The sequence below is a fragment of the Mesorhizobium shonense genome, from assembly GCF_040545255.1.
Classification (GTDB): Bacteria; Pseudomonadota; Alphaproteobacteria; order Rhizobiales; family Rhizobiaceae; genus Mesorhizobium; species Mesorhizobium shonense.
Genome location: NZ_JBEPLM010000001.1, coordinates 207,726 through 233,305 on the forward strand (window position 1 = coordinate 207,726; position 25,580 = coordinate 233,305).

General features: G+C 63.9%; 33 protein-coding genes, 1 tRNA gene and 1 pseudogene. 26 read left to right on the forward strand and 9 right to left on the reverse strand.

The window, feature by feature from the left end; translation table 11 throughout:
• Window positions 1–51: 51 nt before the first annotated feature.
• From ABID26_RS01165 to ABID26_RS01245, 17 genes and pseudogenes are all read left to right on the forward strand, one after another.
• On the forward strand, window positions 52–1,521 hold the full coding sequence (locus tag ABID26_RS01165) for a multicopper oxidase family protein (protein WP_354413368.1): 1,470 nt from the start codon (window positions 52–54) through the stop codon (window positions 1,519–1,521).
• A 22-nt stretch (window positions 1,522–1,543) separates the two neighbouring features.
• Window positions 1,544–1,984 carry a DUF411 domain-containing protein gene (locus tag ABID26_RS01170; RefSeq protein WP_292302471.1) on the forward strand — a complete coding sequence of 147 codons (441 nt, stop codon included), beginning with the start codon at window positions 1,544–1,546 and terminating at the stop codon, window positions 1,982–1,984.
• Between the two features lie 6 nt (window positions 1,985–1,990).
• Window positions 1,991–2,524, forward strand: a complete 534-nt coding sequence (locus tag ABID26_RS01175; protein ID WP_292302469.1) for a TlpA disulfide reductase family protein — start codon at window positions 1,991–1,993, stop codon at window positions 2,522–2,524.
• A 12-nt stretch (window positions 2,525–2,536) separates the two neighbouring features.
• Window positions 2,537–2,860 carry a hypothetical protein gene (locus ABID26_RS01180; RefSeq protein ID WP_292302467.1) on the forward strand — a complete coding sequence of 108 codons (324 nt, stop codon included), beginning with the start codon at window positions 2,537–2,539 and terminating at the stop codon, window positions 2,858–2,860.
• Between the two features lie 44 nt (window positions 2,861–2,904).
• Window positions 2,905–3,612 (forward strand): SCO family protein, encoded by a 708-nt coding sequence (locus ABID26_RS01185; RefSeq protein ID WP_435528533.1) that lies wholly within the window; start codon window positions 2,905–2,907, stop codon window positions 3,610–3,612.
• A 168-nt stretch (window positions 3,613–3,780) separates the two neighbouring features.
• Window positions 3,781–4,437 carry a DsbA family protein gene (locus ABID26_RS01190; protein WP_292302465.1) on the forward strand — a complete coding sequence of 219 codons (657 nt, stop codon included), beginning with the start codon at window positions 3,781–3,783 and terminating at the stop codon, window positions 4,435–4,437.
• Window positions 4,434–4,991: a hypothetical protein gene (locus ABID26_RS01195; protein ID WP_292302464.1), complete on the forward strand. Its 558-nt coding sequence runs from the start codon at window positions 4,434–4,436 to the stop codon at window positions 4,989–4,991. The genes ABID26_RS01190 and ABID26_RS01195 overlap by 4 nt, the downstream gene beginning before the upstream one ends.
• A 260-nt stretch (window positions 4,992–5,251) precedes the next feature.
• Window positions 5,252–5,490: pseudogene (locus ABID26_RS01200) on the forward strand (GDCCVxC domain-containing (seleno)protein).
• A 149-nt stretch (window positions 5,491–5,639) separates the two neighbouring features.
• The gene (locus tag ABID26_RS01205) at window positions 5,640–7,160 is read left to right on the forward strand and encodes a multicopper oxidase family protein (protein ID WP_354413373.1); all 1,521 of its coding nucleotides are present in this window, start codon (window positions 5,640–5,642) and stop codon (window positions 7,158–7,160) included.
• 12 nt (window positions 7,161–7,172) lie between these two features.
• Window positions 7,173–7,571 carry a Cu(I)-responsive transcriptional regulator gene (cueR, locus tag ABID26_RS01210; RefSeq protein ID WP_126101017.1) on the forward strand — a complete coding sequence of 133 codons (399 nt, stop codon included), beginning with the start codon at window positions 7,173–7,175 and terminating at the stop codon, window positions 7,569–7,571.
• A complete protein-coding gene (locus ABID26_RS01215; RefSeq protein WP_354413376.1) occupies window positions 7,568–8,110 on the forward strand; it encodes a cytochrome c in 543 nt (180 codons plus the stop codon). Before cueR ends, ABID26_RS01215 begins: the two co-directional genes overlap by 4 nt.
• 164 nt (window positions 8,111–8,274) lie before the next feature.
• On the forward strand, window positions 8,275–8,697 hold the full coding sequence (locus ABID26_RS01220; protein WP_292302456.1) for a hypothetical protein: 423 nt from the start codon (window positions 8,275–8,277) through the stop codon (window positions 8,695–8,697).
• 193 nt (window positions 8,698–8,890) lie between these two features.
• Window positions 8,891–9,124, forward strand: a complete 234-nt coding sequence (locus tag ABID26_RS01225; protein WP_126101019.1) for a hypothetical protein — start codon at window positions 8,891–8,893, stop codon at window positions 9,122–9,124.
• A 107-nt stretch (window positions 9,125–9,231) separates the two neighbouring features.
• Window positions 9,232–9,378 (forward strand): hypothetical protein, encoded by a 147-nt coding sequence (locus ABID26_RS01230; RefSeq protein ID WP_189521284.1) that lies wholly within the window; start codon window positions 9,232–9,234, stop codon window positions 9,376–9,378.
• Window positions 9,379–9,477: 99 nt separating this feature from the next.
• The gene (locus ABID26_RS01235) at window positions 9,478–10,029 is read left to right on the forward strand and encodes a dihydrofolate reductase family protein (RefSeq protein WP_292371499.1); all 552 of its coding nucleotides are present in this window, start codon (window positions 9,478–9,480) and stop codon (window positions 10,027–10,029) included.
• Window positions 10,030–10,622: 593 nt separating this feature from the next.
• Entirely contained in the window at window positions 10,623–10,841 is a 219-nt protein-coding gene (locus ABID26_RS01240) for a hypothetical protein (protein ID WP_292371501.1), read from the forward strand.
• Window positions 10,842–10,946: 105 nt separating this feature from the next.
• The gene (locus ABID26_RS01245) at window positions 10,947–11,651 is read left to right on the forward strand and encodes an SOS response-associated peptidase (RefSeq protein ID WP_126101022.1); all 705 of its coding nucleotides are present in this window, start codon (window positions 10,947–10,949) and stop codon (window positions 11,649–11,651) included.
• A 433-nt stretch (window positions 11,652–12,084) separates the two neighbouring features.
• Here ABID26_RS01245 and ABID26_RS01250 read toward each other — a convergent pair whose 3' ends face one another.
• Together ABID26_RS01250 and ABID26_RS01255 are read right to left on the reverse strand one after the other, a co-directional pair.
• Window positions 12,085–12,345 carry a hypothetical protein gene (locus tag ABID26_RS01250; protein ID WP_292302450.1) on the reverse strand — a complete coding sequence of 87 codons (261 nt, stop codon included), beginning with the start codon at window positions 12,343–12,345 and terminating at the stop codon, window positions 12,085–12,087.
• Window positions 12,346–12,349: 4 nt separating this feature from the next.
• Window positions 12,350–12,610: a hypothetical protein gene (locus ABID26_RS01255; protein ID WP_126101024.1), complete on the reverse strand. Its 261-nt coding sequence runs from the start codon at window positions 12,608–12,610 to the stop codon at window positions 12,350–12,352.
• A gap of 136 nt (window positions 12,611–12,746) precedes the next feature.
• Between ABID26_RS01255 and ABID26_RS01260 the strand changes: the two genes are divergently transcribed.
• A complete protein-coding gene (locus ABID26_RS01260; protein WP_292302446.1) occupies window positions 12,747–12,932 on the forward strand; it encodes a hypothetical protein in 186 nt (61 codons plus the stop codon).
• 250 nt (window positions 12,933–13,182) lie between these two features.
• On the opposite strand, the gene ABID26_RS01265 is transcribed toward ABID26_RS01260, so the two are convergent.
• A complete protein-coding gene (locus ABID26_RS01265; RefSeq protein ID WP_292302444.1) occupies window positions 13,183–14,115 on the reverse strand; it encodes a dimethylarginine dimethylaminohydrolase family protein in 933 nt (310 codons plus the stop codon).
• Between the two features lie 24 nt (window positions 14,116–14,139).
• A complete protein-coding gene (locus ABID26_RS01270; RefSeq protein ID WP_189521286.1) occupies window positions 14,140–15,735 on the reverse strand; it encodes a zinc-binding metallopeptidase family protein in 1,596 nt (531 codons plus the stop codon).
• Between the two features lie 82 nt (window positions 15,736–15,817).
• Here ABID26_RS01270 and ABID26_RS01275 point away from each other — a divergent pair, with 82 nt between their 5' ends.
• The 5 genes from ABID26_RS01275 to ABID26_RS01295 all read left to right on the forward strand — a co-directional run bounded on the left by ABID26_RS01275 (window position 15,818) and on the right by ABID26_RS01295 (window position 20,925).
• Complete coding sequence (locus ABID26_RS01275) at window positions 15,818–16,705, forward strand: LysR substrate-binding domain-containing protein (RefSeq protein ID WP_292302442.1); 888 nt, start codon at window positions 15,818–15,820, stop codon at window positions 16,703–16,705.
• Window positions 16,706–16,970: 265 nt separating this feature from the next.
• On the forward strand, window positions 16,971–18,065 hold the full coding sequence (locus tag ABID26_RS01280; protein ID WP_292302440.1) for an ABC transporter ATP-binding protein: 1,095 nt from the start codon (window positions 16,971–16,973) through the stop codon (window positions 18,063–18,065).
• An 80-nt stretch (window positions 18,066–18,145) separates the two neighbouring features.
• Window positions 18,146–19,258 (forward strand): ABC transporter substrate-binding protein, encoded by a 1,113-nt coding sequence (locus ABID26_RS01285; RefSeq protein ID WP_126102776.1) that lies wholly within the window; start codon window positions 18,146–18,148, stop codon window positions 19,256–19,258.
• A gap of 22 nt (window positions 19,259–19,280) precedes the next feature.
• Window positions 19,281–20,114, forward strand: coding sequence for an ABC transporter permease (locus tag ABID26_RS01290; RefSeq protein WP_292302438.1), 834 nt, complete (start codon window positions 19,281–19,283; stop codon window positions 20,112–20,114).
• A 4-nt stretch (window positions 20,115–20,118) separates the two neighbouring features.
• Entirely contained in the window at window positions 20,119–20,925 is an 807-nt protein-coding gene (locus tag ABID26_RS01295) for an ABC transporter permease (RefSeq protein WP_292302436.1), read from the forward strand.
• A gap of 357 nt (window positions 20,926–21,282) precedes the next feature.
• On the opposite strand, the gene ABID26_RS01300 is transcribed toward ABID26_RS01295, so the two are convergent.
• A complete protein-coding gene (locus ABID26_RS01300; RefSeq protein WP_292302434.1) occupies window positions 21,283–21,825 on the reverse strand; it encodes a cytochrome b in 543 nt (180 codons plus the stop codon).
• A gap of 216 nt (window positions 21,826–22,041) precedes the next feature.
• Window positions 22,042–22,401, reverse strand: coding sequence for an ArsR/SmtB family transcription factor (locus ABID26_RS01305; RefSeq protein WP_126101032.1), 360 nt, complete (start codon window positions 22,399–22,401; stop codon window positions 22,042–22,044).
• Between the two features lie 433 nt (window positions 22,402–22,834).
• On the opposite strand from ABID26_RS01305, the gene ABID26_RS01310 reads away from it, so the two are divergent.
• Together ABID26_RS01310 and ABID26_RS01315 are read left to right on the forward strand one after the other, a co-directional pair.
• Window positions 22,835–23,032: a hypothetical protein gene (locus ABID26_RS01310; RefSeq protein WP_059186166.1), complete on the forward strand. Its 198-nt coding sequence runs from the start codon at window positions 22,835–22,837 to the stop codon at window positions 23,030–23,032.
• A 120-nt stretch (window positions 23,033–23,152) separates the two neighbouring features.
• A complete protein-coding gene (locus ABID26_RS01315; protein WP_059186167.1) occupies window positions 23,153–23,398 on the forward strand; it encodes a DUF982 domain-containing protein in 246 nt (81 codons plus the stop codon).
• Window positions 23,399–23,843: 445 nt separating this feature from the next.
• Here the strand turns inward: ABID26_RS01315 and ABID26_RS01320 are convergent, their stop codons facing one another.
• Window positions 23,844–24,008: a hypothetical protein gene (locus ABID26_RS01320; protein WP_292304701.1), complete on the reverse strand. Its 165-nt coding sequence runs from the start codon at window positions 24,006–24,008 to the stop codon at window positions 23,844–23,846.
• A 128-nt stretch (window positions 24,009–24,136) separates the two neighbouring features.
• On the opposite strand from ABID26_RS01320, the gene ABID26_RS01325 reads away from it, so the two are divergent.
• A complete protein-coding gene (locus ABID26_RS01325; protein WP_354413389.1) occupies window positions 24,137–24,547 on the forward strand; it encodes a DUF982 domain-containing protein in 411 nt (136 codons plus the stop codon).
• A gap of 320 nt (window positions 24,548–24,867) precedes the next feature.
• Here the strand turns inward: ABID26_RS01325 and ABID26_RS01330 are convergent.
• Together ABID26_RS01330 and ABID26_RS01335 are read right to left on the reverse strand one after the other, a co-directional pair.
• A tRNA-Arg gene (locus tag ABID26_RS01330) sits at window positions 24,868–24,944 on the reverse strand.
• Between the two features lie 57 nt (window positions 24,945–25,001).
• Window positions 25,002–25,307: an ETC complex I subunit gene (locus ABID26_RS01335; protein WP_126084876.1), complete on the reverse strand. Its 306-nt coding sequence runs from the start codon at window positions 25,305–25,307 to the stop codon at window positions 25,002–25,004.
• Window positions 25,308–25,580: the final 273 nt, after the last annotated feature.

Genomic DNA, 25,580 nt, shown 5'->3' on the forward strand with positions numbered 1-25,580 from the left:
TCCGGCTCGCGCCGGAATGCCCGTCGTCGATCGAGATCGCAGAGCACATAAATGAATTCCGGTTCCAATCTTTTCCTGTCCCGTCGCGGCTTTCTCGCCGTAGCGGCTGGAACTGCCATGTCGCTGCCGATGCGTCCCACCCGCGCATCCGCCGTTGACGAACGCACCCTCAGGGCTGCGCCAGGCCAGGCGCAATTGGCCGGCCCCGACCGCGCGCCTACCCCGACCTGGGCCTACAACGACACCGTCCCCGGCCCGGTGTTGCGCCTGCGGCAAGGCCAGCCGGTTCGCATCACGGTCGAGAACGGGTTGACCGAGGACACCACGGTCCACTGGCATGGCATCCGCCTGGCGAACGCCATGGACGGCGTGCCGGGACTGACCCAGCCGCCGATCGCGCCGGCTGCAAGTTTCATCTATGAGTTCACGCCGCCGGACGCCGGCACCTTCTGGTACCATCCGCATGCCGACAGCCTCGTGCAGCTCGGCCGCGGCCTTGCCGGCGCGCTGATCGTCGAGGAGGCAGAGCCTGTCGCCTTCGACCGCGACCTCATCTGGATGCTGCAGGACTGGCGGCTTGCCGCCGATGGCCGGATCGCCGGCGGTTTCGGCAGCGCGATGGATGCTGCGATGTCCGGCCGGGTCGGCAATCTCGTGACCGTCAACGGCATGGCGCCGGCCGATCAGGGTGTGAGGGCCGGTGAGCGCGTCCGGCTACGGCTGGCCAATGCCGCGCTCGCGCGCATGATGGCGCTGCGCTTCGAGGGACACCGGCCGGTCATCCTGGCGATCGACGGCCAGCCTTGCGACCCGCACGAGCCGGAGGACGGCCGTCTGGTGCTGGCCCCGGCGATGCGCGTCGACATCGCGCTCGACATGCAGGGCAAACCGGGTGGCCGATACCAGGTGGTCGACGATTTTTATGACGGCCTTGCCTACACGGTGGCCGCGCTTGCCTATGACCAAGCACCGCCGCTCAGGGTGCATCCGCCGGACGCGCCGGCGGCCCTGCCGCGCAATCCCCTGCCCGAGCCCGATCTCGCCAACGCCGTGCGGCAGGAGATCGTCCTGCAAGGCGGCATGATGGGCGGCGGTAAGCTCGCCGGCGTCGGCGGGATGATGGGCATGTCCGGCAAGATGGGCATGAGCATGAAGGGCATGACGATGCCCGGCATGAACGGCACGCCCGCCTGGGCGATCAACGGCGTGTCGATGACCGGCGACGGTCATGCCGGCATGGCGCCGCAGTTCACGCTGCGGCGGGGTATCACCTGCCACCTCACCATGCGCAACGAAACCGCCTGGTGGCACCCGATGCATGTGCACGGGTTCAGCCTTTTGCTGCTCTCCCGCAACGGCGCTCCCGTGCCGCACCGGCAATGGCAGGACACGGTGCTGCTTGCGCCGAAGGACACCGTCGAATGCGCCTTCGTCGCCGACAATCCTGGCGACTGGATGCTGCATTGCCACGTCGCCGATCACCAGATGGCTGGCCTCATGACCGTCTTTCGGGTGACCTGATTTTCAACCAAGGAGAACTGCAATGAAATTGACCTTCCGCCTTGCCGCTCTTGCCGCCCTGATCGCGACACCGCTGCCCGCGTTCGCGGCAACCATAAATGCGGTGATGTACAAGAACCCGCAATGCAGCTGCTGCGAATCCTATGCGAACTACCTTGAGCACAACGGCTTCAAGGTTGAGATCAAGCCCGTCAACAATCTTTCCCAGATCAGCAACGATGCAGGCGTGCCCGCCGACCTCGAAGGCTGCCACACGTTGATGGTTGATGGCTACGTCGTCGACGGCCTGGTGCCGGTCGAAATCGTCAAGAAGCTTCTCACCGAACGTCCGGCAGTCGCCGGCATCACGCTCGCCGGCATGCCGGCCGGCGCGCCCGGCATGGGTGGCGAGAAGGACGGAACTTGGACGATCTATGCCTTCACCAAGGACGGCAAGGCGCCAACCATCTATGCGACGGAGTGAGCGCCTATGACCGCAAGCAAACTGGCCGTGGCCCTTTCGGCAATGCTGCTTGCGGCCTCGCTGCCCACAGCGGCGGCGGAGGCGCCGCAGAACTTCGCCGTTCTCGATACGCCCGCCGCCGTGCCTCAAATCAGCTTCGCGGATGCCGCCGGCCAGCCGAAGACGCTGGCCGACTATTCCGGCAAGGTCGTGCTGCTCAACATCTGGGCGACATGGTGTGCGCCCTGCCGCAAGGAAATGCCGACGCTCGATCGCCTGCAGGCCGAACTCGGCGGGCAGGACTTCGAGGTCGTCGCGCTGTCCATGGACCGCAAAGGCCCCGACGCCGTGAAGAAATTCTTCGCCGAGACTGGCGTCACGCACCTTGCGCTCAACATCGACACCTCCGCCAAGGCGATGTTCACGCTTGGCGCGGTGGGCCTGCCGATGACCTTACTGATCGATCGTGACGGCAAGGAAATCGGCCGGCTGATCGGCCCGGCCGAGTGGGACGCTCCCGACATGGTCGACTTCATCCGCGGCCGCATCGCCGCCAAATGAGAAGGAAATGAGATGACAACGACAGAGTTGACCCAGGCCCGGCAGGTTTCACCGGGCCGCAGATCCATCGTCCGCTCCACTTTAGGCGGGCGCCGTGGCCTGATCGCTGCCGGCGTGGCCATCGCCGTCGCCGGCCTTGCCTTCAACTGGTCGTGGCTGGTCGCCGCCGGCATTGCGCCGGCGCTGCTCAGCCTGCTGCCCTGCGTCGCTATGTGCGCACTTGGTCTGTGCATGAACCGGATGACGGGCCGTTCGTGCCAGTCCGGGAACGATTCCGCGAGGGAAGGCGCCGACAGTACGAAGGCGCTTTCCGCCGACATGAAAGGCAGTGGTTGATGTTTTCCCCGGTGCAAAGCCAGCCGGCGGCGCGGTGTGTTTCGTTGGTTCGGGACCAAGGGATACGTTTGCTGTGCGGCCTGTTCGCGCTGACGGCGCTGGCCGTCGGCTTCGCGCATGGCGCGCGGGCGCATTCGCTGGACGACATCGACGCCAGGCTACAGAGCGACGAGAAGTATTTCCAGCAGATCGACAAGCCGCTGCCCGACTTCACGCTGCGCGCCGCCGACGGGCGCGTCGTGCGGCCGGCCGATCTCGCCGGCAAGGTCGTCGTGCTCCACTTCATCTACACCTCGTGCCCGGACGTTTGCCCGCTGCACGCCGAGAAGGTCGCCGAGGTCCAGAAGATGGTGAACTCGACACCGATGAAGGATCGGGTCGTCTTCATCAGCATAACCACCGACCCGCGGAAAGACACGCCCGATGTGCTGAAGGCCTACGGGCCGACACATGGGCTCGACCCGGTCAACTGGCTGTTCCTGACCACGGCTCAAGACCAGCCGGAGGATGCGACCCGCAAGCTGGCAGAAGCCTTCGGCCACAAATTCACGCTCACCGGTGACGGCTACCAGATGCACGGCATCGTCACCCATGTGATCGACAGGGAGGGCCGCTGGCGGGCGAACTTCCACGGGCTGAACTTCCAGCCCGTCAACCTCGTCACCTTCGTCAACGCGCTCACCAACAATATCGAGCGCCCTCACCATGAGCAGGGCGAAGGCTGGCTGGCGAAACTGAAGAACCTGCTGTGAGGCAGGATCACGCTCCGAAGAGAAGGGAAGCACATGTTCACCAGGGCGTACACCAGCCGATTCTTAGGCAGCAGCCTTCGCACCATCCTGCTCGCAGCACTGGCGGGATGCTTCTTGCTCAATCCAGGTTTTCAAGGCGCGCGGGGACCAGCATTCGCGGCCGACGAAATGTCCCAGGACCAGCTCGACCAAAGGATACACGACTACATTCTGGCGCATCCGGAGGTTCTCGTGCAGGCGCTGCAGAGCCTGGACGAGCGCCAGCGTCAAGCGGAGGCGGCCGAGGCCAGGAAGGTGCTCAACGCGCGAACGGCCGACGTCTTTCACGACAAGCAGAGCCCCGTCGGCGGCAATGCGCAAGGCAATGTCACCCTGGTCGAGTTCTTCGACTATAATTGCCCCTATTGCCGAATGATGGCACCAATCATGGAACAGGCCGTGGCCGACGATCCGCAGCTCAGAATCGTCTACAAGGAATTCCCCATCCTCGGCCCCGATTCCGTGTTCGCGGCCAAGGCCGCGCTCGCCGCCGACAAGCAAGGCAAATACGCGGCGTTTCACAAGGCGCTCTATACGGCAAAGACAAGAGTGACCGAGGCGGTCGTGCTCAAGACCGCCGCCGAGGCCGGGCTGGACGTCGAACGCATGAAGGCCGATATGCGGCAGCCGGACATCCAGGCATCGATAGACCGCAACACGGAACTGGCTCAGGCGCTGCGAATAACGGGGACGCCGGGCTTCGTCGCCGGCGATCAGATTTATCCCGGAGCGACCGACCTTGCGACACTGAAAACATTCGTCAACCAAGCGAGGGCCGGCAAATGACCAGCACCCCAAACCGACGCACGGTTGTCCTCGGCGCGTTCGGCGTCGCCACAGCAGTAGGCCTTTTCGAGCGGGCGGAGCCGGCAATCGCCGCCGAGGACCCGGAATTGGCAAGGCGTTTCAAGGATCTTAGCGAGAACGGCAACAGCACCTGCTCGGCCAAGTTCACGGACTCGATCGCGACCATGCCGGCGATGGCTCGCATCAAGGGCTCGTGTTGCAGCCCGATGGAACTGAAGCGCTATGGCGAGCAGGTGCGAGGGCTCGCCAAGTACCGCGCCATCCCGATGATCCCCGGCGATCCGTATGACATTGCGGCGGCGACAGCGCAGCAGATGATGCCGTATTACGATCTGAAGCTCACCGGAGACGAGCAGAAGGCCTATGACTACGCAATGGCCAATTCCGAGGAGAAGGGGCCGTGCTGCTGCCCATGCTGGCGTTGGAAGGTGTATGGCGGGCTGGCGAAATACCTGATCCACGAGCACCGCTTCACCGGCGAGCAGATCGTTGATGTGTGGGACCTCTCGGACGGCTGCGGCGGGGGTATGTAAGAGTAGACAGGGGCGTCGGCCTGCGCCGCGTCCTTGTCGTCTTGACGCTACGAGCTAGGTTACCTCGCAATCGCCGACATGCGCCGGCGAAGTCCGGCTTTCGCCATGGAGAACGACTGCCATGATGGGTGGTTCAGGCAGCATATGGATGATGGGCGGCATGGCCATCATCTGGATCTTGGTGTTTGTTACGCTCGTGCTCGCGATCGCGGCGCTCGTCAAATATCTAAGGACCTGACCGGGCTGGCAAAGCGCAGTTGATGACGCAGCTCACTTCCACCCTCACCTGTCCTCTTTGCGGACATCAGGCACTCGAGGCAATGCCGGCCGATGCTTGCCAGTTCTTCTACGAGTGCCGGGGGTGCGGGACGTTGCTCGGCCGAAGAGGGGAGACTGCTGCGTGTTCTGCTCCTATGGAGACGTTCCGTGTCCGCCGATACAGGGGGCTCGCGCGGGACGACAGTCCGCGTGCTGCGGCAACAGAGATCGTCACGGCTAGCGAAATCGCGGCGGGCCGTGCTGCTTGAGGCTCGCCCCGAATCCACCAGCCTGTCCAACCGGGCTTGACCTTCCAGTTGCTGGAACCCTTAGGTTCGGCGGCGAAGTCTTCCGGTGGCGCGCGTTCCCAATCACGGTCAGGAGAAAAAGATGCATCGACGCGGTTTTCTGGCGGCAGGCCTGGCAGCGGTTCTGTCGGGTTCTCGCGCGCTGGCGCAGATGAAGATGGACGGCATGTCGGACATGGATTCCATGTCGGGCATGGGCGGCCATGCCGGCCATGATATGGGCGCCATGGCGCTTGACGCCGCGGCGCTGCCCGAAGGCGCGGCGCTGCGCGAATTGCCGACGCTCGCCAACGAGGCCGGCCAGCCCGGCCTGTTCAAGGCGAAGCTGACGGCGGCGCCCGCCACGGCGCGCTTTGCCGCCGACCGGGATACGCCGATCCTTGCCTATAACGGCACGAGCCCGGGGCCGCTGATCGAGGCCTATGAAGGCGACCGCGTCGAGATCACCTTCGCCAACCGGATCGAGGGCGAGCAAAGCACCATCCATTGGCACGGCATGCCGGTACCCGCCGATCAGGACGGCAATCCGATGGACCCGGTGGCGGCGGGCGCGGACCGCGTTTACGGCTTCGAGCTGCCGGAAGGCAGCGCCGGCTCCTACTGGTATCACCCGCATCCGCATGGCAAGACGGCCGAGCAGGTCTATCGCGGCCTTGCCGGCGCCTTCGTCGTCAAGGCGAAGGCCGATCCCGTGCCGGCGGCCTATGGCGACACGGTGCTCATGTTCACCGACCTTCGCCTTGCCGCCGACGGCTCGATGCCCGACAACACCATGAACGACCTGATGAACGGCCGCGTCGGCGACCATGTGCTGGTCAACGGCCAGAAGAACCCGCGGCTCACCGTGGCGATGGGCGCGAAGCGGCGCCTGCGGCTCTACAACGCCACCAATGCGCGCTTCCTCAGGCTTGCCTTCGATGGCGCGGCGATGACGATCATCGGGACGGACGGCGGCCTGCTGGGGAAGCCGGTTGCGGCCGACGAGATCATGCTCAGCCCGGCCGAGCGCGTCGAGCTGGTCGTCGCCTTCGACCGCGCGGGCACCGCCACGCTCGCCACGCTCGACTATGATCGCGGCTGGATGGGTCCCGGCCGGCCTGCGGACGCCGGGCTGACGCTGCTCACCGTCGATGTGTCGAAAACGCCGGGAGAAGCGATGCCGCCGCTGCCCGAGCGGCTCAGGCCAATCGCGCCGCTTGGGGCTCCCGCGGTCAGCCGCCGTCTCGTCTTCACCGAGACCATGGCGATGAACGCCACTGGCATGGAGATGGGCTTCCTGATCAACGGCAAGGCCTTCGACATGGAGCGCGTCGATATCGTCGCCCGGGCCGGCGAGACCGAACTCTGGGAAATCGTCAACCAGGCCGACATGGACCACCCGTTCCATCTCCACGGCACGCAGTTCCAGGTGATCGAGCGCGAGCGCGGCGGCAAGGTCGCCAAACCGCCCTATCTCGCCTGGAAGGACACGGTCAACGTGGCGCGCGGCGAGACGGTTCGGCTGCTCTTGCGCCAGGAGCGGCCCGGCCAGCGCATGTATCACTGCCACATCCTCGAGCATGAGCAGCTCGGCATGATGGGCATCCTCGACGTCGAGGCATAGGAGTTCAACTGAATGAACATCGGCATCGCATCGGAACGGGCGGGCCTGCCGCCGAAGACGATCCGCTATTACGAGGATATCGGCCTGCTGCGTCCGGCCCGCACCGACAACGGCTATCGCGACTATTCGGCGGCCGACATCCATCGGCTGCGCTTCCTGCAGCGCGCGCGCAGCCTCGGCTTCTCGGTAGACGAGTGCCGGCAGCTTTTGTCGCTCTATCACGACCGCAATCGCGAAAGCGCGGACGTCAAGGCGATCGCCGAGGCGAAGCTGGCGGAGATCGACCGCAAGATCGCCGAGCTCGCCAGCCTGCGCCATGTGATGCGCCACCTGATCGAGCACTGCAGCGGCGACGAGAGGCCTGACTGTCCGATCATCGACGAGCTCGCCGGAGAGGGCATGGTGCAGTGAGGCGGACCGTTTCCGCCGCCATCCTTTTGCTGGCCTCCTCGCTTGCCGCCGCTGCCGGCGCCGACGCTCTCGTCAAGGCCCGCCAGGCCTCGATGAAGGAGATGGCGGCGGCGGCCAAGACGATCGCCGAGATGTTCGACGGCAAGCGCGCCTATGACGCGGCCGGCTTCAAGGCGGCGGCCGAAACGCTCAAGGTTCGCACCAGCCCTGCCTTGATCGCCGAATTTCCAGACGGCACGCTCGGCGCGCCGTCCGGCGCCAAGCCGGAAATCGACCAGGCCCGGCCGGAATTCGAGGCGCTCGCCCGCCATATCGGCCGGCTCGCCGACGCGCTCGCCGCCAAGGCCGAGAAAGCTCCGGCCGAGGTCACCGCCGACATGCGGATGGCCGGCCCGCCGATGGATGGCGGCAGCCTGCTCGGCAAGCGGCCGGGCGCGGCGCAGGCCGATCCGGCCAAGATGCAAGCCGAACATCTTCTGCACCTCATCCTGCAGGACTGTTCAAGCTGTCATTCGAAGTTCCGGCAAAGGCAGCAGTGAGGCGCGAGCAGCTCGGCTATTTGCTTTACACAATTCCGGACGGAAAACCGCCACGCACTTTTCTGGCATTGCTTTGGCCAGCGCCGTTCTGCACATTTAAATCAGAACGTGCTAATGTTGCGCAGCCATGCTTATCCGTGCATGGCAGGTTTAGGGAGGATGCGATGAACAAGATGAATCGCAGGTCTGCAATTACCCTCGGCGTGACGGCCGCGACGATTGCGCCCCTGTTCGCAACGGCAACATTCGCCAAGACCAAGAAGTACGGTCCGAAGGAAGGCAAGGAGATTGCGCCCGGCGTCAGGGTTGTGGAGGTCGGCACCGGCAATTCCGATATTCCCGCCTACAAAAGCATCTCCATTGTCGACGTCGTGTTTCAACCGGGAGCACACGCGCCTCAAAGTGTGATGGACAACGACATGGTGTGCACGATTACGTCGGGTGCATTCACCATCAAGAAGGCTGACAAGGAGTTCAAGCTCAAGGTGGGTGACATGTATACCTGCTCCAAGGGCAAGACCGACGAGGCGACGAACACGAGCAAGGAAGTCGGCATCCATCGGATCGCCATTCTGGTGCCCGCGTAAGCGAAGATCGCAGGCGGTCGCGACCCATCGCCGCCCGCCCCTTGCAGCCGCCACGCTCGCCCTGGCCCCGGCGTGGCGGCTGGCCAGCCTTGGTCACGAAGGCCGCAAGACGGCTTGTTCGGCGCGTATCACAAAAGTGACGTTGTGGCCGCGCTATATGCTGGGTTCATGCAGCAAAGACAGGGTTCTGGTTATGAACGCCAGCGAACTGCAGGCCATAGGCGATACGCTGATGCGCCTCGTCACCCCCGAAATGACACCGAAGGAGCTGGTCAAGACCGTCCGCAAGGTGCATCCCAATGCCAAGAAGAAGGATATCGCCCGCGCCGCCTTCCACGCCATCATCGCCAATGCCGACCAGGACCTCGGCAAATCGAGGAACCTGCAGGCCTTCGCGCTCGCCGAACGCACCCAGCAGGCGGAATAGCGACTACCGACGATAGCTGCAAATTGCATCGATCGGATTGTGAGAAAATTAATCAGCGATTTCTAATATTATAGGTCACCCGGCAACGAACTCCGGCGACGGACCCCATGACCAAGAACCTCGGCAACGCCAAGCCCAATGCTCCAGCGAGAGAGATGAAACCCTCGCCGCTCGGCAGGATCGCGCCGGCGCTGTTCCCCCTGGTGGTCGCGGCGCTCGGCTATCTCCTCGGCAAGCAGTTCTTCGGCTTCTGATCCGAGACTCGCCTCCTTTCTACGCTTCCCATGGCAAACCGATTGCAAAATGCAATCGGATGTGCATCCTTGGCCTGACGGATCGCAAAGGAGGCGCCGATGGCCAGGATCGTCTATTCCATGCTGATGTCGCTGGACGGCTATATTGCCGGGCCGGACGGGAACATCGGCCTGCCGGTGCCCGAGGAGCAACTGCACCGGCATTTCAACGAGGACATGCGGCGGACCGCGATCGAGCTCTGCGGGCGCCGCCTATACGAGATGATGCGCTTCTGGGACGATCCGGAAAGGGAGGCCGGCGCCGAGGTCGAGCGGGATTTTGCCCGCGCGTGGCGCGATACGCCGAAGATCGTGTTTTCGACGACGCTCCGCGAGGTCGGCGCCAATGCGCGCCTGGCGGATGGCGACGCCGTGGCGGTGGCAAGGTCGCTGAAGGCTGAGACGGATGGCCAGATCGGCGTCGGCGGCGCCGAATTGGCCGGGCATCTGGCCCGCGCCGGCCTGATCGACGAGTACCGGCTCTACATGCATCCGGTCGTGCTCGGCGGCGGCAAGCCGTATTTCGCGCGTGGTCTGTCGCTCTCGCTGGCGCCGCTTGGCACGGAGCGCCTCTCCCAGGGCGTGACGCTGCTGCGCTACGCGCCCGCCTGAGCGGACAAGTTCAATGCGGGCCGCCGAAGCAGGATCAGCAAGACTGCCGCTTCGGCCGTTTGCGCCGCCCCTGCTGCTTTGGTCCTAGGGCCTAGGTCGTTCTTGCCCTTGCATGAGCGCAAGCGCATGTTTCAGATAGCCGGCAGGCTCGCAAACTCCGGTCAGGCCCGGCCGCCGAACCCAATACACCCCCCCAGGCTGCCGGGCCGCCGGTGTGACGCACGCCGCACAAGCAAAGCCTCCAACCGCATCACATCCGAGCCGAAACCAATTCTATCGGTGCGCCGGACATGCCCGGCCCATCCGCTTCGAAATGCGTTCGTGACGCGCTGCCGCATCGTCTCGCAAACCCGGCACCACAGCGAAGTCGAATTCTGTTAAGGGCCAACCCAATCAAGATTTCGAAGCCGGGCTTTTGGTCAACCCGGACGGCATTTGCTCGACATTTGTTTTCAAAATGGGAAATTGGCGAGCATCCAACGACGTATCTCCTACTAAAGTCCAAGGAAAAGAACCTTGCGGCAACTTGATGCCCGCTAGATCGTATTGCTGTTCGGGATCAAATTCTTGGGCTGAAGCGCTGGGGCCATTCCATGGTGGCAGGCGAGCCAGACAGTGTCCGCGTGAAATTCATCAACGGCCAATGGTTGGTGCGCGTCGTCGAAGGCGGCAGGCTGACCCATCAACTCTTCGACATCCACCCGGAAGCCGAAGCCTTCGCCGAGGAGGAACGCCACCGGCTGGGTCTGCCGGGCGAGCCGCCGGCCTCGGAGCCGGTCGAGACAAGGCGGCGCGGCGGACGCGGGCGCTGAGCGTCCGATATCCTCAATTCGTCTGGCTTACGTCGCCTCTCCGGCAACCTGGTTTGCGCTCCGCGGAAAATGTGGGAACAATCGGCGGACGGGGAAGTGCTGCCGATGTGCAATCTCTACAACATCACCACCACCCAGGAGGCGATCCGCCAATGGACGCGCGCTCTGCGCGACATTTCCGGCAATCTCGAGCCTTCGGTGGATATCTACCCCAACCAACAGGCGCCGGTGGTGCGCAACGTAGCCGACGGCAGCCGCGAGCTTGCCAACCTGCGCTGGGGCATGCCGACGCCGGCCGAGCGCATGCGCGGCAACGCCGATTCCGGCACGACCAACATCCGCAACCCGCAATACGCCCACTGGCTGCCTTATCTCGGCATCGAGAACCGCTGCGTGGTGCCTGTGACGAGCTTCGCCGAACCTTCGCCTCAGCCCGGGGACAAGGACCCCGAAACCGGCGTGCAAAAGAATTTCTGGTTCGCGCTGAGCGAGGAGCGACCGCTGTTCTTCTTCGCCGGCCTGTGGACGCCCTGGCACGGCGTGCGCAAGGTGAAGGAAGGCCCGGGCGACCACGAGCTCTACGGCTTCCTGACGACCAGGCCGAACGCGCTGATCGCGCCGATCCACGAGAAGGCGATGCCGGTGATCCTGACCACGCTGGAAGAGACCGAGTTGTGGCTGACGGCGCCATGGTCTGAAGCGAAGAAGCTACAGCGGCCGGCGCCGGACGACGCGCTGGTGATTGTCGAGAAGCCGGCGACGCAGATCAAGTTCCCGGCCGAACCCCCGGCGCAGGGTTCGTTGTTTTAGTTAGCTGCTTCGCGTGCTCGAAGTTTCAACTAAACGCCCTTCCGATCAACCTTCCAACCAATATGAAACAGGCTAGCGAAACCAGCGGGAGAACTCCCAGCGTCACTATGCTCATGACCAAGAACCATCCGGAGATCGGAAAGCCCGTGTCATTTGATAGATTTGCCAGCCACACAGTGACGCCAATTGCGGGCAGGACCGAAACGAAGCCGAGAACATCGGCAAGTTTACTGCGCCTCGTTCGCGAAAGCGGCCTTCCGACCCAACGAAGGAATGCGGCAAGAGCGGCGAGATAATAAAATGCGAGGATAGCGTATTGAGTCCCGTAGTCATTGAGAAACCGATCCAAATCGATCCTCCTGAGGCCACCGTCAACCATCGTTGACTGTCAGATATCTGATACTGCAAAACTATTTAGAAGATACAAAGCACCTTACCCCCTCGCCTTCTGCAGCACCCAGATATAGCCCTTGGGCGGATGATCCTGGTCGATGAACTGGGTCTTCACCTCGGTATCCCTGCGGCCGCAGCGTTTGCAGCGGAAGCGGATGGCTTCGAGCGGCTTGTTCCAGCCCACCACCTTGGCCACGTCGTTCGCCTTGAAGCGGCCGACGTGATAGCAGTGGCGGCATTCGACGATGAGCAGCATGTTGGCCTTGGCCGCCCGGCCGACGCTGTCCATGGGTCCGGCCATTTTCTCATGTCCGGTCTGAATAGTCCTCGGGCAGCGGCAAGAGGCCGAGCCAGACGGCGCGGAAATCGGGTTCCCGGCCCGCCACCGCGCCCATCACCTCATGCAGCCGTTCCACCAGGCCATTGAGCCGCCAGTACATTTCGCCATTGGTCTTGAGGTTGAGCTGCGCCGCCAACACTGTCTGGCGCAGCTCCAGCGCGTCACGAATGATCGCCTCCGCGTCCGATCGGAACAATCTGTCATAGCGGCTTTTCCGTCTGCCCAATGCGGCTCTCCTGATTGCGAGCAACCGCCCCATCTCCTGACAAAATAGGAACCCATTCCTCGTCGAGTCAATTCGCCCTTGACAAATTTGTTCCCTTTTTGTTCACATGCTAATGGAAGCCAGAGGAGCAACCGCCATGGACCACATCGTCAGGCTCGACAGCCGCCAGGAGGCGGCGCTCCAGGCCATCGCGGAGCGCTTCATCGCGCAGCATAAGGGCGACCCGGTGAAGGCGCTGAAGGAGATGATCGTGCTCAACGGTCATTTGCAGGAGCGGCTCGACGCGATTGGTGCGCAGCGCAGGGGTGGGTGGCAAGGGTAGCTAACGCAGGTAGGTCGGCGCTCTACGATACCCCCCTCTGTCCTGCCGGACATCTCCCCCTCAAGGGGGGAGATCAGCCGTCGCGTCAGCTTTCGCTAATTACCAACGTTGCAGGAATGGGTGCGGCGCGGAAACTGCCAATCTCCCCCCTTGAGGGGAGATGTCCGGCAGGACAGAGGGGGTGCTGTCCCGCTGCCATCAACAAGCTTCGCCCAGTCCAGCGGGCGTCGGCGGAGAAACGCCGTCCCCGTTACGCCCTCACCCGCTTCAGTGCCTGCGCCATGCAGTGGATGCCGCCGCCGGTCTTGGAGATCTCGCTCATGTCGACGGCCGCGACCTCGAAGCCCTGCGCCTTCAATTTTTCGATCAGCGTCTTGCTCGAGGTCGGGGCGATCACCCTGTCCTTGCCGAGCGACATGAAGTTGCAGCCGAGCGCCATCGTGTCCTGGAAGGGCACGTCGATGATCTCGTGGCCCTTCCCCTTCAGCCAATCGACGATGCCGGGCTCGGTGCAGGCGAGGCAGACGGCGGTGAGCTTTTCGGCGATCGGCACCACCATCAGGTCGATGTGGACATAGTATTCGTCGATGAAGGCGATGCGGGTTTCCCAGCCTTCCTTGTCGAACCAGGCCTGCACCTGGCGCGCGCCCTCTTCCTGGGTGCGGGCGCCGCCACAGCCGATCAGCACCACGCCCTCCTCGATGACGTTGAAGTCGCCGCCCTCGAAGGTGCCGGCGGTGACCATGTCGTAGATCGGGATGCCGAGCTTCTCATAGGTGCGGATGGCGGCGTAGTTCTCGCCGCGCCGCCACCAGTTGGCCATGGCGGTGATGAAGGCGCCGTAGGGCGTCATGACGCTGGAGTCGCGCGAATAGACCTGCATCGGCAGTTCCGGCGTCGGCTCGTGCCAGTGGATGTTGACGCCGAAATGCTCGTAGGCCGCGACGAGGTCCTTGTGCTGCGCCTGCGCGATCTGGACGTTGCACGGCGCCTCGCGCAGATGCTTTCGGGACAGCGAGCTGGTCGACAGATGGCGAAGGAAATTGGGCGAGCCGAGCAGCACGTCGGTCAGCACATCGGTTTCGTTGGCGAAGCCCCAAGCGGTGAGCGGCTTGGTGCCGCCGGCGGGGTTGCGGCGCTGCAGCGAGAACGGCTCGGCGACGATGCGGTCATGGACGGTCATGGGGTTCTCCTCGATTGATATTCGTCATGCGGTGGAGGCAGCCGGGATCCACCAGTCGCGTCCACGCGGCGTGGTGACATATTCCGGCCAGCGGAAATTGATCGGCGGTTCGTAGTCGCAAAGCGGCGCGATCCAGTTGGAGCCGCCGACGCCGCCGCCGGTGCGGGCGACGAACTCGTCCATCGCGCCGTCGCGCGCGGTCTTGTCCTCAAGCAGGCGAAGCGCGGTCAGCGCGACCGTCTTCGAGGCGCAGGTGACCATCGGGTCGATGGTGGCGGAAATGCCGCCCAGCGCGTTCATCACCCAGGCTGGATAGACGTGGCCGTTTGCCGAGCGCAACGCCGGCCGGGCGACATAGAAACGCGATGTCGGCGCGTGCCAGCTCATGTCGGTATAGTCGTCCGAGGTCGAGTTCACCTGCGACGGCGGCAGGTCGCGGCGCAGGATCGCCTCGGCCTCCTGCGGCGAAATCAGCCGCTCCAGTTCGTCGATGAACGGATTTTCGGTCGCTTCGCCGCCGGCATTGACCTGGACCTCGCGGGCGATCGCTCTCGCCTCCTCGCTCCACTGCGGCGCTCCGACAGTCGAGAGAGCCGCGTAGGTGATCCCGGCCATAGCGTGGTTGGCGAGGCCCGGGCGCGACTTCGACACCCAGTGGCGCTCGTAGCGGCAGCCGCTCATCCTGGCGGCCGCTTCCGCGTTGCGGTCGAGCACGGCGGTCACCTGCTCGGCCATGGCAATGGTCGGCACGCGGATCATGTACTGGATTTCGGACAAGCTGGCCGGCAGATTGTCGGCGGTTGCCTGCCCCGCGGTCAGGATCGCCTCGCTGATCGACCAGCCGCCCTGATGCGTCAGCATGGAATCGCGCAGCGCCTTGGAGGCCATGTACATCATCATCAGCGCGTCATTGGCGCCCGGCGCCCGCACCGCCGAATGCGCCTGCGGGATCGGCGCTGAATCGCCCGCCGCACGCGCCCAATGCTCCGGCTCGTCGCAGACGAAGCGATAGATCATCGCGTAGGCCGCGCCGCAATGCGTGTCCCAGCGCGCCGTGTTGCAGAGTGGCAGCATGTAGAAGGGGTGGAAGGAGATCATGCCGGCGAGGCCGTCATAATAGCCCTTGGCCGCGTGGATGGGCTTCGAGCCCCGCACCTTCTCGGCCGGCTCGCCGGTGAAGCGCAGCGTGCCCTTGATGCCGTGTTCCAGCATCGCCGCCTTGGCGGCGAGCAGCCCGCCGAGGCTGCCGATGCCAAGCCCCGAATGCGGATCGGTGTGGCCGCCGGCCTCGACGCTGAGACCCGGCCGCGGCCGCTTCACCGTCGCGGCGTCCTGGCAGTTGCCGGGCACGGCATCGTATTCGGCATACATGCCGACGGTCGGACCGTCGCCGTTCGTCCAGTGGGCGCAGAAAGCGGTCGGCATGCCGCCCGAGCCTTCCTCGACCGAAAAGCCCTCACGCTTCAGCCGCTCGACATACCAGGCGGCCGACTGGTACTCGCGCCAGGCGGTCTCGCCGAAATCGAAGATCGTGCGCGTCCAGGCCGACAAGAGCGGCTGGATGCCGTCGATACAGGCAAGCGCGGTTTCCTGCGCTGAACTGGTCACCGGTTTCTCCATGCCGCAAAGAAAGCAGTGAAGCGGCTCATCAAAAAGTGATATGTTTTCCCGGCTCGTGCAAATTCGGTTCACCTGAGGCCTCTTGCGAATACCGTCCACGCAGGCGCTGCGCGCCCTCGACAGCTTCGCCCGTCACGGCAGCGTGTGGCGCGCCGCAGACGAGCTTCACCTCACCCGAAGCGCGGTCTCGCATCAGCTCCGGCTGCTCGAACGCGAGCTCGGCTTCGATCTTCTGGAGCGTATCGGCAAGGGCGTGGCGCTGACGCCGCGCGGTCAGCGCTATGCCGCCGATGTCAGGAAGGCGCTCACCGTGCTCGGCGACGCGGTGACGCAGAATGCCGGAACCGGCGTCGGCGGCTCGTTTGCCGTGTCCTGCACGCCGGGCTTCGCCTCGTTGTTTTTGTCCACGCATATCGCGGAGTTCCGGCAGATGTATCCGGATGTGGCGCTGCACATATTGACGCCGCGCCGCCTCGACGATGTCTCCAATCCGGAGGCCGATGCCTTCATCGCCTTCGGCGTCGGCAACTGGCCGAACCGCGCGGTGGAGCTGCTTTGCGAGGTCTCCTTCACGCCGCTCTGCAGCCCGACGCTGCTCAATAAGGTCGGAGGCTTTTCCAAGCCTGCCGACGTGCTGCGCGCCAATCTGCTGCATCTCGGCGATACCGAGGACTGGGCGCGCTGGCTGGCGCTATCCAAGGTGGAAAATCCCGATACCGAGGGAGGCATCTTCTTTTCCGACATGAACCTCGTCTTCTCGGCGGCGATCGCCGGCCAGGGGATCGCCATGGGCGACGAGCTGACCGGCCGCCGGGCGCTGAGCGAAGGCCGACTGGTCAAGCCGTTCGACACAGCGATCCCCTCGCCGCGCTCCTATTTCCTGGTCTTCGAGCATGCGAAGGCCGGGCATCCGGTGCTGAATGCGTTCAGCGGCTGGCTGAGGTCGAAGCTGTCGGAGAACAGGCTCTAGTCTCCCCCCTCGAGGGGAGATGGCCGCGAAGCGGTCAGAGGGGGTCGGTCCGACCGGGCTCGGCCTTCTGCGGCAGATGAAGGCTGGTGCTTCACGCGCGGCGACCCCCTCTGTCGCCTGCGCCGACATCTCCCCCTCGAGGGGGGAGATTTGGCGCCCCGCCCCGCCACCCGTGAATCAAATTTGCCGATCAGGCGAAAACTATTCGGTTGCGGCGGAGAGCCTCCCTGCCTACGATTTCACCCAAGACCAAGGAAGAGGCAGGATGCAGCAACCCGGCCGGGCCGCAGAGATCAAGGCGAACGGGATCGGCAAGAGCTTCGGCTCGTTCCGGGCGCTGGACGATCTGACGCTCGATATCGGCCGCGGCGAGTTCCTGACGCTGCTCGGGCCGTCCGGCTCGGGAAAGACCACCTTTCTTATGATCCTGGCCGGCTTCGTGCAGCCGAGCGAAGGCCGCCTTTTCAGCGACGGCGCCGACATCACCGACCGGCCGGCCGAGCAGCGCGCCGCCGGCATGGTGTTCCAGGGTTACGCTCTGTTCCCGCATATGAGCGTCGAACAGAACATCGCCTTCCCGCTCAAGGTGCGCAAGAAAACGGCCGCCGAGATCAAAAGCCGTGTCGGCGAGATGATCGAGCGCGTCGGCCTCAAGGGCCACGAGAAGAAGCTGCCGGCGCAGCTTTCCGGCGGCCAGCAGCAGCGCGTGGCGCTGGCGCGCGCACTGGTGTTCGAGCCGGGCGTGCTCTTGCTCGACGAGCCGTTCTCGGCGCTGGACAAGAGCCTGCGCGGCCAGATGCAGGCCGAGATGAAGCGGCTGCACCAGGAGACCGGCACCACCTTCGTCTTCGTCACCCATGACCAGAGCGAGGCGCTGGCGCTGTCCTCGCGCGTCGCCATCTTCAACCATGGCAAGCTGTTGCAGGTGGGCAGGCCGGACGAGGTCTATGACCGGCCGGCCAACCGCTTCGTCGCCGAGTTCCTCGGCGAGATCAACATGCTGCCCCTGAAGGGCGTGCGCCCCGCCGACAACGGCGCCACGGGGCTCTGCGAAGACCGCGCGGTGAGCATGCGCTGCAAGGCTGAGAAAGTCCGTGGCGACGCCATCCTGGCCATCCGTCCCGAGCATATGTCGATCGCGCCTGAGGCCACTGCCGGCGAGAACGGCATAGCCGCAACCGCTGTCGCCTCGACCTATCTGGGTGCGGCGACCAAGCTCGACCTCACCACGCGCCAAGGCGCGAAGGTCACCGTCTCGGTGCCGAACGAGGTCGCGGCGGCGGCGCTCAGCAAAGGCAATTCCGTCTGGCTGACCTGGCCGGCCGAAAAAGGTTTCCTCCTTCCGGACGGAGGACAATGAGCGCCGAAGCGGCCTGAAATCGCCGCACCGGCTTCCGGACCAGACCAATTAAAACAAGGGGAACTGACATGAACGACGATATGAACAACACGCGGAAACAGGCGATCGAGTCTCTTTCCGAAAGGACCAAACGGGGCGAGATTTCGCGCCGCCAGTTTGCGCAGCTCGCGGGCCTCGTGCTTGCCGGCACGCCGATGCTGCTGCGCTCGACCAGCGCTTTCGCCGAGACGAAGGGGCTGGTGCTGGTGAACTGGGGCGGCGACGCCATTACGGCTTACGACGCGGCCTACGGCCAGGCCTTCACCAAGGACACCGGCATCCCGGTCAAGATGGACGGCTCGGGCCCGACCGAAGGCGCGATCGCGGCGCAGTTCAAGAGCGGCGCGCCGACCTGGGACCTGGTCGACGTCGACCCGTTCTCGGCAATCACGCTCGGCGGCCAGGGCATGCTCGAGCCGATCGACTACAAGGTCGTCGACAAGAGCAAGATGCGGCCGGGCTTCGGTTGGGAATATGCGGCGTCCACCTATTTCTTCTCCTATGTGATCGCCTACGATTCGCAGAAATTCGGCTCCAACGCGCCGACAGGCATGGCCGATTTCTTCGACGTGAAGAAATTCCCCGGCAAGCGCTCGCTCTACAAATGGGGCGTGTCGAGCTGGGAAGCAGCACTTCTGGCCGATGGCGTGGCGCCGGCCTCGCTCTACCCGCTCGATTTGAAGCGCGCGCATGACAAGATCGCCGCGTTCAAGGAAAACGTCGTCTCCTATTGGGGCGGCGGCGCCGAAAGCCAGAGCGTGCTGCTTAACGGCGAGGCCTCGATGGCGATCGTGTGGTCGACACGCGCCTCGCTGATCGAGCAGGACTCCGGCGGCCAGATCAAGTTCATCTGGGACCAGGGCCTGATCTCGCCCGGCGCGCTCGCGGTGCTCAAGAACAATCCCGGCGGCAAGGAAGCCGCGATGAAGTTCATCGCCAGCACCCAGGACCCGCAGAAGGAACTGGTGATGTTCGACAAGCTCGGCCAGGGTCCGGCGAACCCGGCGGCGGATGCGCTGATCCCGGCCGACAAGAAGCGCATCAACCCGGTCGACCCGGAGAACATGAAGAAGCAGATCGCGCTCGACATGGAGTGGTACGCCAAGAATTACGGCGCCGCGCTCGACGAATATACCAAGATCATCTCCGCCTGAGCGGGCGGGGATTTTCAGGCTGATGAGAGGCACCCTCTCCGACAGGATGGGCGCGGCGCTGTTGATGGCGCCGCTGCTCCTTTTCCTTGTCCTTGCCTATGCCTGGCCTTTCCTCGGCGTGGTGAAGTGGAGCTTCACCCTGCCGACGCCCGGCCTCGGCCAGTACCACGCCCTGCTTACTGACGACCTCGTTCAATCGGTGTTCGTCCGCACGCTGCGCATCGCGGCGATCGTCACGGTTGTCTCGGTCACCGCAGCCTATGCCATCACCGTGGTATGGGTGCGCGGCAGCCCGGTGCAGCGCGTGCTGGCCGAATTCTGCATCCTGGTGCCATTTTGGATCTCGGTGCTGACGCGCGCCTTCGGCTGGGTAGCGCTGCTCTCCAACCGCGGCCTGATCAACACCTGGCTGCAATCGATAGGCTTCATCTCCGAGCCGCTGACCCTGGTGCGCAACGAATTCGGCGTCATCGTCGGCATGTCGCATTTCCTCATTCCTTTCGCGGTGTTCCCGCTGGCGTCCGCCATGCGCAGCCTCGACGAGCGCGTGCTGCTCGCGGCGCGCGGGCTGGGCTCCAGCCGCATGCGCACCTTCTGGACGGTGTTCGTGCCGATGACGCGCTCCGGCATCATCGGCTCGGCGATGATTGTCTTCGTCTTCTCGCTCGGCTTCTTCGTCACGCCGGCGATCCTCGGCGGCGGCCGCAGCGTGATGATCGCCGAGCTCATCTACCTGCGCATCTTCCAGAGCCCGGACTGGGGCCTGGGCGCGGCGATCAGCGTCGTGCTGGTGGTGTTCGTCGGCGCGCTGATGGCGCTGCTTTTCCGCTACGTCAAACCGAAGCAGTTGGTGTAGCGCGATGCCCACTTACCGCCCCGGCCCCGTCTCGCTCGCTCTTGCCATGCTTGTGGCGTTGTTCCTGCTCCTGCCGCTGCTTGCGGTCGTCCCGGTATCGCTGACGCCGAGCCGCATGCTGACGATGCCGACGGGGGAATTGTCGCTGCGCCACTACCGCTCGCTGATCGAGGATCCGCGCTGGCTGGAATCGATCCTGCTGTCGATCCGCATCGGCGTGGTGAGCAGCGCGCTTTCGACGGTGCTCGCACTCACCTTCAGCCTGGGCGTGTGGATGTTCCAGCCGCGCTTCACCGCCGCCCTCGTCGGATTCGTGCTGTTGCCGATGGTGGTGCCGCCGGTGGTCTCGGCGGTGACGCTCTATTTCCTGCTCACCTCGGTGTCCGGTATCTCGTCCTTCTTCGGCTATGACACCTGGCTGGGTGTGGCGATGGCGCATTCGGTGATGTCGGTGCCGTTTGCCACCGTGCTGATCCTGGTCTCCCTCAGTCAGCTCGACCGGCGCATCGACCTTGCCGCGCGCGGCCTCGGCGCAAGCGTCTGGGAGCGCGCGACCCGCGTCATCATGCCCAACATCAAGTTCGGCATCGTCACCGCGGCCCTGCTCTCCTTCGTGCTCTCCTGGGAAGAGATCGGCGTGACGCTGTTCATCACTTCGGTCAACGCGATCACGCTGCCGCGCCTGATGTGGATGGGCCTGCGCGACAATATCGACCCGGCGATCGCCGCGCTCTCAGTGATCCTGATCATCATCACCGTTCTGGTGCTGATCGTGCGCAGCGTGGTCACCCGGCGCCGCGCGTCGGCGTAAGCCGGTCCAATCTCTCCGCAAGACGAGAGAGGCCCGCCGGAAGCGGCGGGCCTCGTAAGGCGCCAAAGTGGAAGTTTGGCCCTTTGTGATCCGGGGGTATGGATCGCCTGAAGATTAGCCGATGGAGGTCCGGCGGGCGATTTACAAATATGTAAACTTCGCCTCCGGCGGGAGCGAGCTGCGCCGGCAAAAGAAGTTTATTATCATAGCTTTGCGAGCTTCTTCAGCGTCTTCGGCGCAGCACCTTCAATCAAAAGTGATGGGGAACGCGCCTGCGGAACCTAGAGGCGAACCGGCGCAAATGACGACTGGTCCGCCGTGACTCGACGACTGAACCGGAGGAAGTTGGCCGGCGCCCTACCGATCTCCGGGAAGCATCCTGGCCATGACCGTGTCCCGGCGAACGAAGTGATGATAGAGCGCGGCTAGCGCGTGCACGCCGGCCACGATCAAAATGCCGTTCGCGCAGAGTTCGTGAAGTTCGCGAATGGTCCGCGCGGTCGCCCTGTCCGGAGCAAACGGCGCCGGCACCGTGAACAGGCCGAAGAAGCTCAACGCGTCGCCCCTGAACCAGGTCAAGAGGATGCCGAGAACCGGAATTGCGACGAGCAGCGCATAGAGGGCGAAATATCCGATCTTCGCGGCGGCCCGCTCCGGGCCAGACATTTCGGCCGGTAGAGATGGCGCTCCTCTCACGCCGCGCAGCGCCAACCGCCACAAGACAAGCGCGGCGAGCAGAAGGCCGAAGGAAATGTGCAATCGCCAAATGGCGTCGACGGACGGATCGCCACGCGGATAGAATTCTTCGCCGTATGTCAGCGCATAAAGCAGGATGACGAGGGCGAAGAGCGCCCAGTGCAAGAACTTCTGACTGGACGTATAGGTGGTGATGACGGCCATCGCCCGGCTCCGTTGAAACACTTGCCTGTGTTTCGGGCGTGTTCCTGGCAGACTTGTGACCGCCAAATTAAGAATTGGTAAGGCTTCGACCAATTGACGAGTTAGCACAGCAGTCGCCCGCGCCGCACGCACGGCCGTTTCGCCGATTTGCATTCCGTGCCGTTCGCGGCGCCGCACAGGCGAAGGCCCTTCGGCCCTCGCCTGCGTCGCAGCCGATCAGGCGGCTTGCGGCCGCCGCATCCTCTCGACGAGAGCCTGCCGGGCCGGACCGGCGAGCGGCTTGTCCATAGTCAGCAGGCCGTCGAGCAGAGCGAGGAGCTCACGCGCTGCGGACGACTTGCAGGAGTAGTAGACCATCTGGCGGTCGCGGCGGGTGTCGACCAGGCCAAACCTGCGCAGTTTGGCCAGATGCTGGGAGAGCGCGGACTGGCTGAGTTCGACCTTGTCGGCGAGCGTGCCGACTGACAGTTCGCCCTCGGCCAGATAGTTCATGATGAGCAAACGCTTCTCGTTGCCCATCACCGCAAGAAAGGCTGCCGCGCTTTCTGCGTTGGCGGTAAGTTTCTTCGTCACCATCGATTTTCCCCATGTTCATGCTCTTCCGAGGCCATGGGGGCAATGGCTTCAGAATTCCAGAGCATTTGGTGGACCTGCTCCGACATGGAATCGGAACCTGCCCTGCTTCTTTGTTCGACCAAAATCCCTTCGTAACCCGGTTGCCACCACGTCGGGATATTGGCCTCGGACAGCGAGCGCCATGCTGTTGCCTGACGCAAGTTGGCGCAGACTCGGAATAATTCCGCGCCACTAATGAATACCAGCGCTTCGTTGTTTCAGCAACAATATAGCGAAGATAGGCACAACACCGCCAAATCCAGGGGTCGCGCTGGGGAAGAACGCGGGCCGCTCGGAACGCGCCGTCACCATTTCCAAGACTCACCCTGCGTCCGGAATCCGTGATAATATTAGCCGGAGCACAAAAGGGGGACAAAGGCTCGAGGAGAAAGCCATGTCCGCTATCTCACGAAACACGTTCACACCCGCCGAGACGGCCCTGTTTGGGCGCGTCTTCGAGAGCGGTCGCGTCGTCGGGGAAACCGAAGAGCAGAAGGAGGCGCGCGCCTCGCGCATCATCGCGAACTACATGGCCGGCATCACCGACGAGGCGGAACTCGTCGAACTGTCCCGCAAGCCGCTCGGGAGATAGCGTGAGACCATGTTCACGCTGCTCACATCCTGTTGAAATATCGGGATGAAACCTGCCGGGCAGTTGCGCGTTTCTCATCCGCTCACAACAGGGCGCTCACAACGCATTAGGGGTTTCGCGATGATCCAGGGATGGTTTTCCAGGCCGGTCGAAGTGGCCGTCGGCGTGGCAGGCTCGATCCGGCACATTTCCAACGCGCAGCAGGCCGTGGAATTGCTGACGGGCCAGTGGCGCGATGCCGGCAGCGCGCAGCATGGCGCGGCGCTGCGCGCCTGCCGCCGGGCGATGAGCGGCGACGTTCCGGCCGACAATGCCAGGGAAGCTTTCATTAGCGCCGCGCGCGAAGCGCATGTGCTGGTCGAATAGGGCCCCTAAAGCGCGTCGCGCTGAAACGGATTCAGGCGACGCGCTTTAGGTTTTTATTTTGATGCATGTCGTTGCCCCAGAACCGCTACACACTTCTGGGCGACATGCATTAAAGCGCGTCGCACTGAGGCGGATTGAGGCGACGCGCTTTAGGTTTTTGTTTTGATGCATGTCGTTGCCCCAGAACCGCTACACACTTCTGGGCGACATGCATTAAAGCGCGTCGCGCTGGAAACGGATTCAGGCGACGCGCTTTAAGTCTTTGTTTTGATGCATGTCGTTGCCCCGGAACCGCTACACACTTCTGGGCGACATGCATTAGCTAGCGATAGAAGAGCCATAAAAGCACCGACACCGCGAACACTGCCGGAGAGAGCAGGATTGCGGCCCGCAAGACGCACATGACCAGGTAGAGCGGAGTGGGCATGCCTGGCGGTGCCGGCACCTATCGGTTGCGCGAATTGACGGGAGGCCGACGCGCCGGCCGAAACCGGTTCTTGCGATCCGCTTCTGCGTGCAAACGGCTTTGCCGGGCCTCCTCATAGAGCCCGAAAGCGGTCGCCATCAACGTGGCGGCGGTCATGGCGGATGCAAGCACGGCGATCAGCATGAGAGGTCTTCCCGCGTTTCATCGGCATGTCGGATCTGATTATCGCCGCGGGCGACGGTGCAGCCAGTGACTTTAGTCACATGTTTTTGAGCGCGCCGGGCCGTGTCGTGGCGCAATGAATCCGGCCCTTGAGACGACCCGCGCGGCGCATCGCCGATCGCAAAAATTCTTCGGAACATTATCGGCGGTGGATGGTTAATGCGCGGGTCCGCCAATCCGTCCCGGACCTGCATCCATCGGGCGCCCTGCCGGCGCCGTTGCCTGATCAAAAGACCACTATACGAACGGAGGATGTGATGAACGACGTCTGGTTTTCCGAGCCGGTCGTGATCGATTTCGAGCCAAGCGGACAACACAAGGTCTCAAGCTGCTTCGAGGCAATCGAATGTCTCGACCAGCGCTGGCCAAGACGGGCGCGAGACCGCGCCTGGCGGTCGGCAAACCGCGTCTGCCGCGACGCGCTCGACGGCTTGAGAAGTCCCGTCGAAGCCCGCAAAACCCTGCGCAAGGCGGCGAAGGCCGCCGGCCTGCTGGGCTAGAGTCCACCAATCTCAGACAGAAAAAATCGGCACCTGATCGTTCCGATTTGCCGCGAGGCGTTGCCCGTAGCCGCCTGCACCCTTGGGAGAAACTTCGGAACATTGCCGTCGCCGGCCTGTTTTTCCCCTGTAGTCTCCTGACTACAGGGTTCCAGACCCAAGCCGAGCCCGTTCCGGCCTCCCATCGCCGGGGCGGGCTTGATTTTGCACCACGCAATTCCGGACGAAAGACTGCCGTACACATTTCCTGGAATTGTTTTCTTGGTTTTGGTAGCGCGTAAGCCTCACTGCAAGAGGTCGAAATGATTGACGCAAGGTGGTGGCGATCCCGGCAGGATTCGAACCTGCGACCATCGGCTTAGAAGGCCGGTGCTCTATCCAGCTGAGCTACGGGACCGCTGGCCGGCCGGGGCCGGCTGATGCCACTCATGCCGAGGGGCGCTCGACCAAAGGGTTAGTGCGTCCAGGGCGTCCTGCGGTCATAGCGGAAATTGTCCGAATAGGAAATCTGCCGGCGCTTCGTCTCCTTCGGCTCCTCGACGCGGAAGGCGATGCCCTGCTTCTCGGCGTAGGCAACCGCCTCTTCCTTCGTGTCGAAGGTGAGCCGCACCTGGCTCAGCATGTCGCCCGAGGTGGTGTAGCCCATCAGCGGGTCGATCTTCTTGCGCTGGGCCGGATCGAACTCCAGCACCCAATGGCCGGTCTTGGCCTTGCCGGACTGCATCGCGGTTTTGGCTGGGCTGAAAATGCGCGCGGACATGACCACCTCTTTGCCGCCCGACGACCGGGCACCTTTTTTGCGGCGCGCGTCCGAAAAGCCGGGTTGGAGCCTGAGGCCGCGCAAACCCGTCAATACTGTGCAATGGCGCCGCCCGCAAGCGGCCATGGCTCGCCGCGCGGTCACGGCCGGCAAGCGATCATGACCGATAGGGGGAACCACGCGCTGGCCCGGACATTAACGGAAAGTCAGGCGACCAGACCGGCCGCTCCAGCCACTCGTCTCGGCCCGCGGTGCGGGCCGAGTGCCGCGAAG

Coding starts and splice junctions, on each gene's coding strand:
- ABID26_RS01295 (WP_292302436.1), top strand. CDS start 20,119: ATGCCCACTTACCGCCCCGGCCCCGTCTCGCTCGCTCTTGCCATGCTT.
- ABID26_RS01280 (WP_292302440.1), top strand. CDS start 16,971: ATGCAGCAACCCGGCCGGGCCGCAGAGATCAAGGCGAACGGGATCGGC.
- ABID26_RS01205 (WP_354413373.1), top strand. CDS start 5,640: ATGCATCGACGCGGTTTTCTGGCGGCAGGCCTGGCAGCGGTTCTGTCG.
- ABID26_RS01225 (WP_126101019.1), top strand. CDS start 8,891: ATGAACGCCAGCGAACTGCAGGCCATAGGCGATACGCTGATGCGCCTC.
- ABID26_RS01300 (WP_292302434.1), bottom strand. CDS start 21,825: ATGGCCGTCATCACCACCTATACGTCCAGTCAGAAGTTCTTGCACTGG.
- ABID26_RS01310 (WP_059186166.1), top strand. CDS start 22,835: ATGTCCGCTATCTCACGAAACACGTTCACACCCGCCGAGACGGCCCTG.
- ABID26_RS01175 (WP_292302469.1), top strand. CDS start 1,991: ATGACCGCAAGCAAACTGGCCGTGGCCCTTTCGGCAATGCTGCTTGCG.
- cueR (WP_126101017.1), top strand. CDS start 7,173: ATGAACATCGGCATCGCATCGGAACGGGCGGGCCTGCCGCCGAAGACG.
- ABID26_RS01320 (WP_292304701.1), bottom strand. CDS start 24,008: ATGCTGATCGCCGTGCTTGCATCCGCCATGACCGCCGCCACGTTGATG.
- ABID26_RS01335 (WP_126084876.1), bottom strand. CDS start 25,307: ATGTCCGCGCGCATTTTCAGCCCAGCCAAAACCGCGATGCAGTCCGGC.
- ABID26_RS01315 (WP_059186167.1), top strand. CDS start 23,153: ATGATCCAGGGATGGTTTTCCAGGCCGGTCGAAGTGGCCGTCGGCGTG.
- ABID26_RS01290 (WP_292302438.1), top strand. CDS start 19,281: ATGAGAGGCACCCTCTCCGACAGGATGGGCGCGGCGCTGTTGATGGCG.
- ABID26_RS01305 (WP_126101032.1), bottom strand. CDS start 22,401: ATGGTGACGAAGAAACTTACCGCCAACGCAGAAAGCGCGGCAGCCTTT.
- ABID26_RS01165 (WP_354413368.1), top strand. CDS start 52: ATGAATTCCGGTTCCAATCTTTTCCTGTCCCGTCGCGGCTTTCTCGCC.
- ABID26_RS01265 (WP_292302444.1), bottom strand. CDS start 14,115: ATGACCGTCCATGACCGCATCGTCGCCGAGCCGTTCTCGCTGCAGCGC.
- ABID26_RS01230 (WP_189521284.1), top strand. CDS start 9,232: ATGACCAAGAACCTCGGCAACGCCAAGCCCAATGCTCCAGCGAGAGAG.
- ABID26_RS01250 (WP_292302450.1), bottom strand. CDS start 12,345: ATGGCCGGACCCATGGACAGCGTCGGCCGGGCGGCCAAGGCCAACATG.
- ABID26_RS01245 (WP_126101022.1), top strand. CDS start 10,947: ATGTGCAATCTCTACAACATCACCACCACCCAGGAGGCGATCCGCCAA.
- ABID26_RS01240 (WP_292371501.1), top strand. CDS start 10,623: ATGGTGGCAGGCGAGCCAGACAGTGTCCGCGTGAAATTCATCAACGGC.
- ABID26_RS01260 (WP_292302446.1), top strand. CDS start 12,747: ATGGACCACATCGTCAGGCTCGACAGCCGCCAGGAGGCGGCGCTCCAG.
- ABID26_RS01235 (WP_292371499.1), top strand. CDS start 9,478: ATGGCCAGGATCGTCTATTCCATGCTGATGTCGCTGGACGGCTATATT.
- ABID26_RS01270 (WP_189521286.1), bottom strand. CDS start 15,735: ATGGAGAAACCGGTGACCAGTTCAGCGCAGGAAACCGCGCTTGCCTGT.
- ABID26_RS01180 (WP_292302467.1), top strand. CDS start 2,537: ATGACAACGACAGAGTTGACCCAGGCCCGGCAGGTTTCACCGGGCCGC.
- ABID26_RS01170 (WP_292302471.1), top strand. CDS start 1,544: ATGAAATTGACCTTCCGCCTTGCCGCTCTTGCCGCCCTGATCGCGACA.
- ABID26_RS01220 (WP_292302456.1), top strand. CDS start 8,275: ATGAACAAGATGAATCGCAGGTCTGCAATTACCCTCGGCGTGACGGCC.
- ABID26_RS01285 (WP_126102776.1), top strand. CDS start 18,146: ATGAACAACACGCGGAAACAGGCGATCGAGTCTCTTTCCGAAAGGACC.
- ABID26_RS01195 (WP_292302464.1), top strand. CDS start 4,434: ATGACCAGCACCCCAAACCGACGCACGGTTGTCCTCGGCGCGTTCGGC.
- ABID26_RS01190 (WP_292302465.1), top strand. CDS start 3,781: ATGTCCCAGGACCAGCTCGACCAAAGGATACACGACTACATTCTGGCG.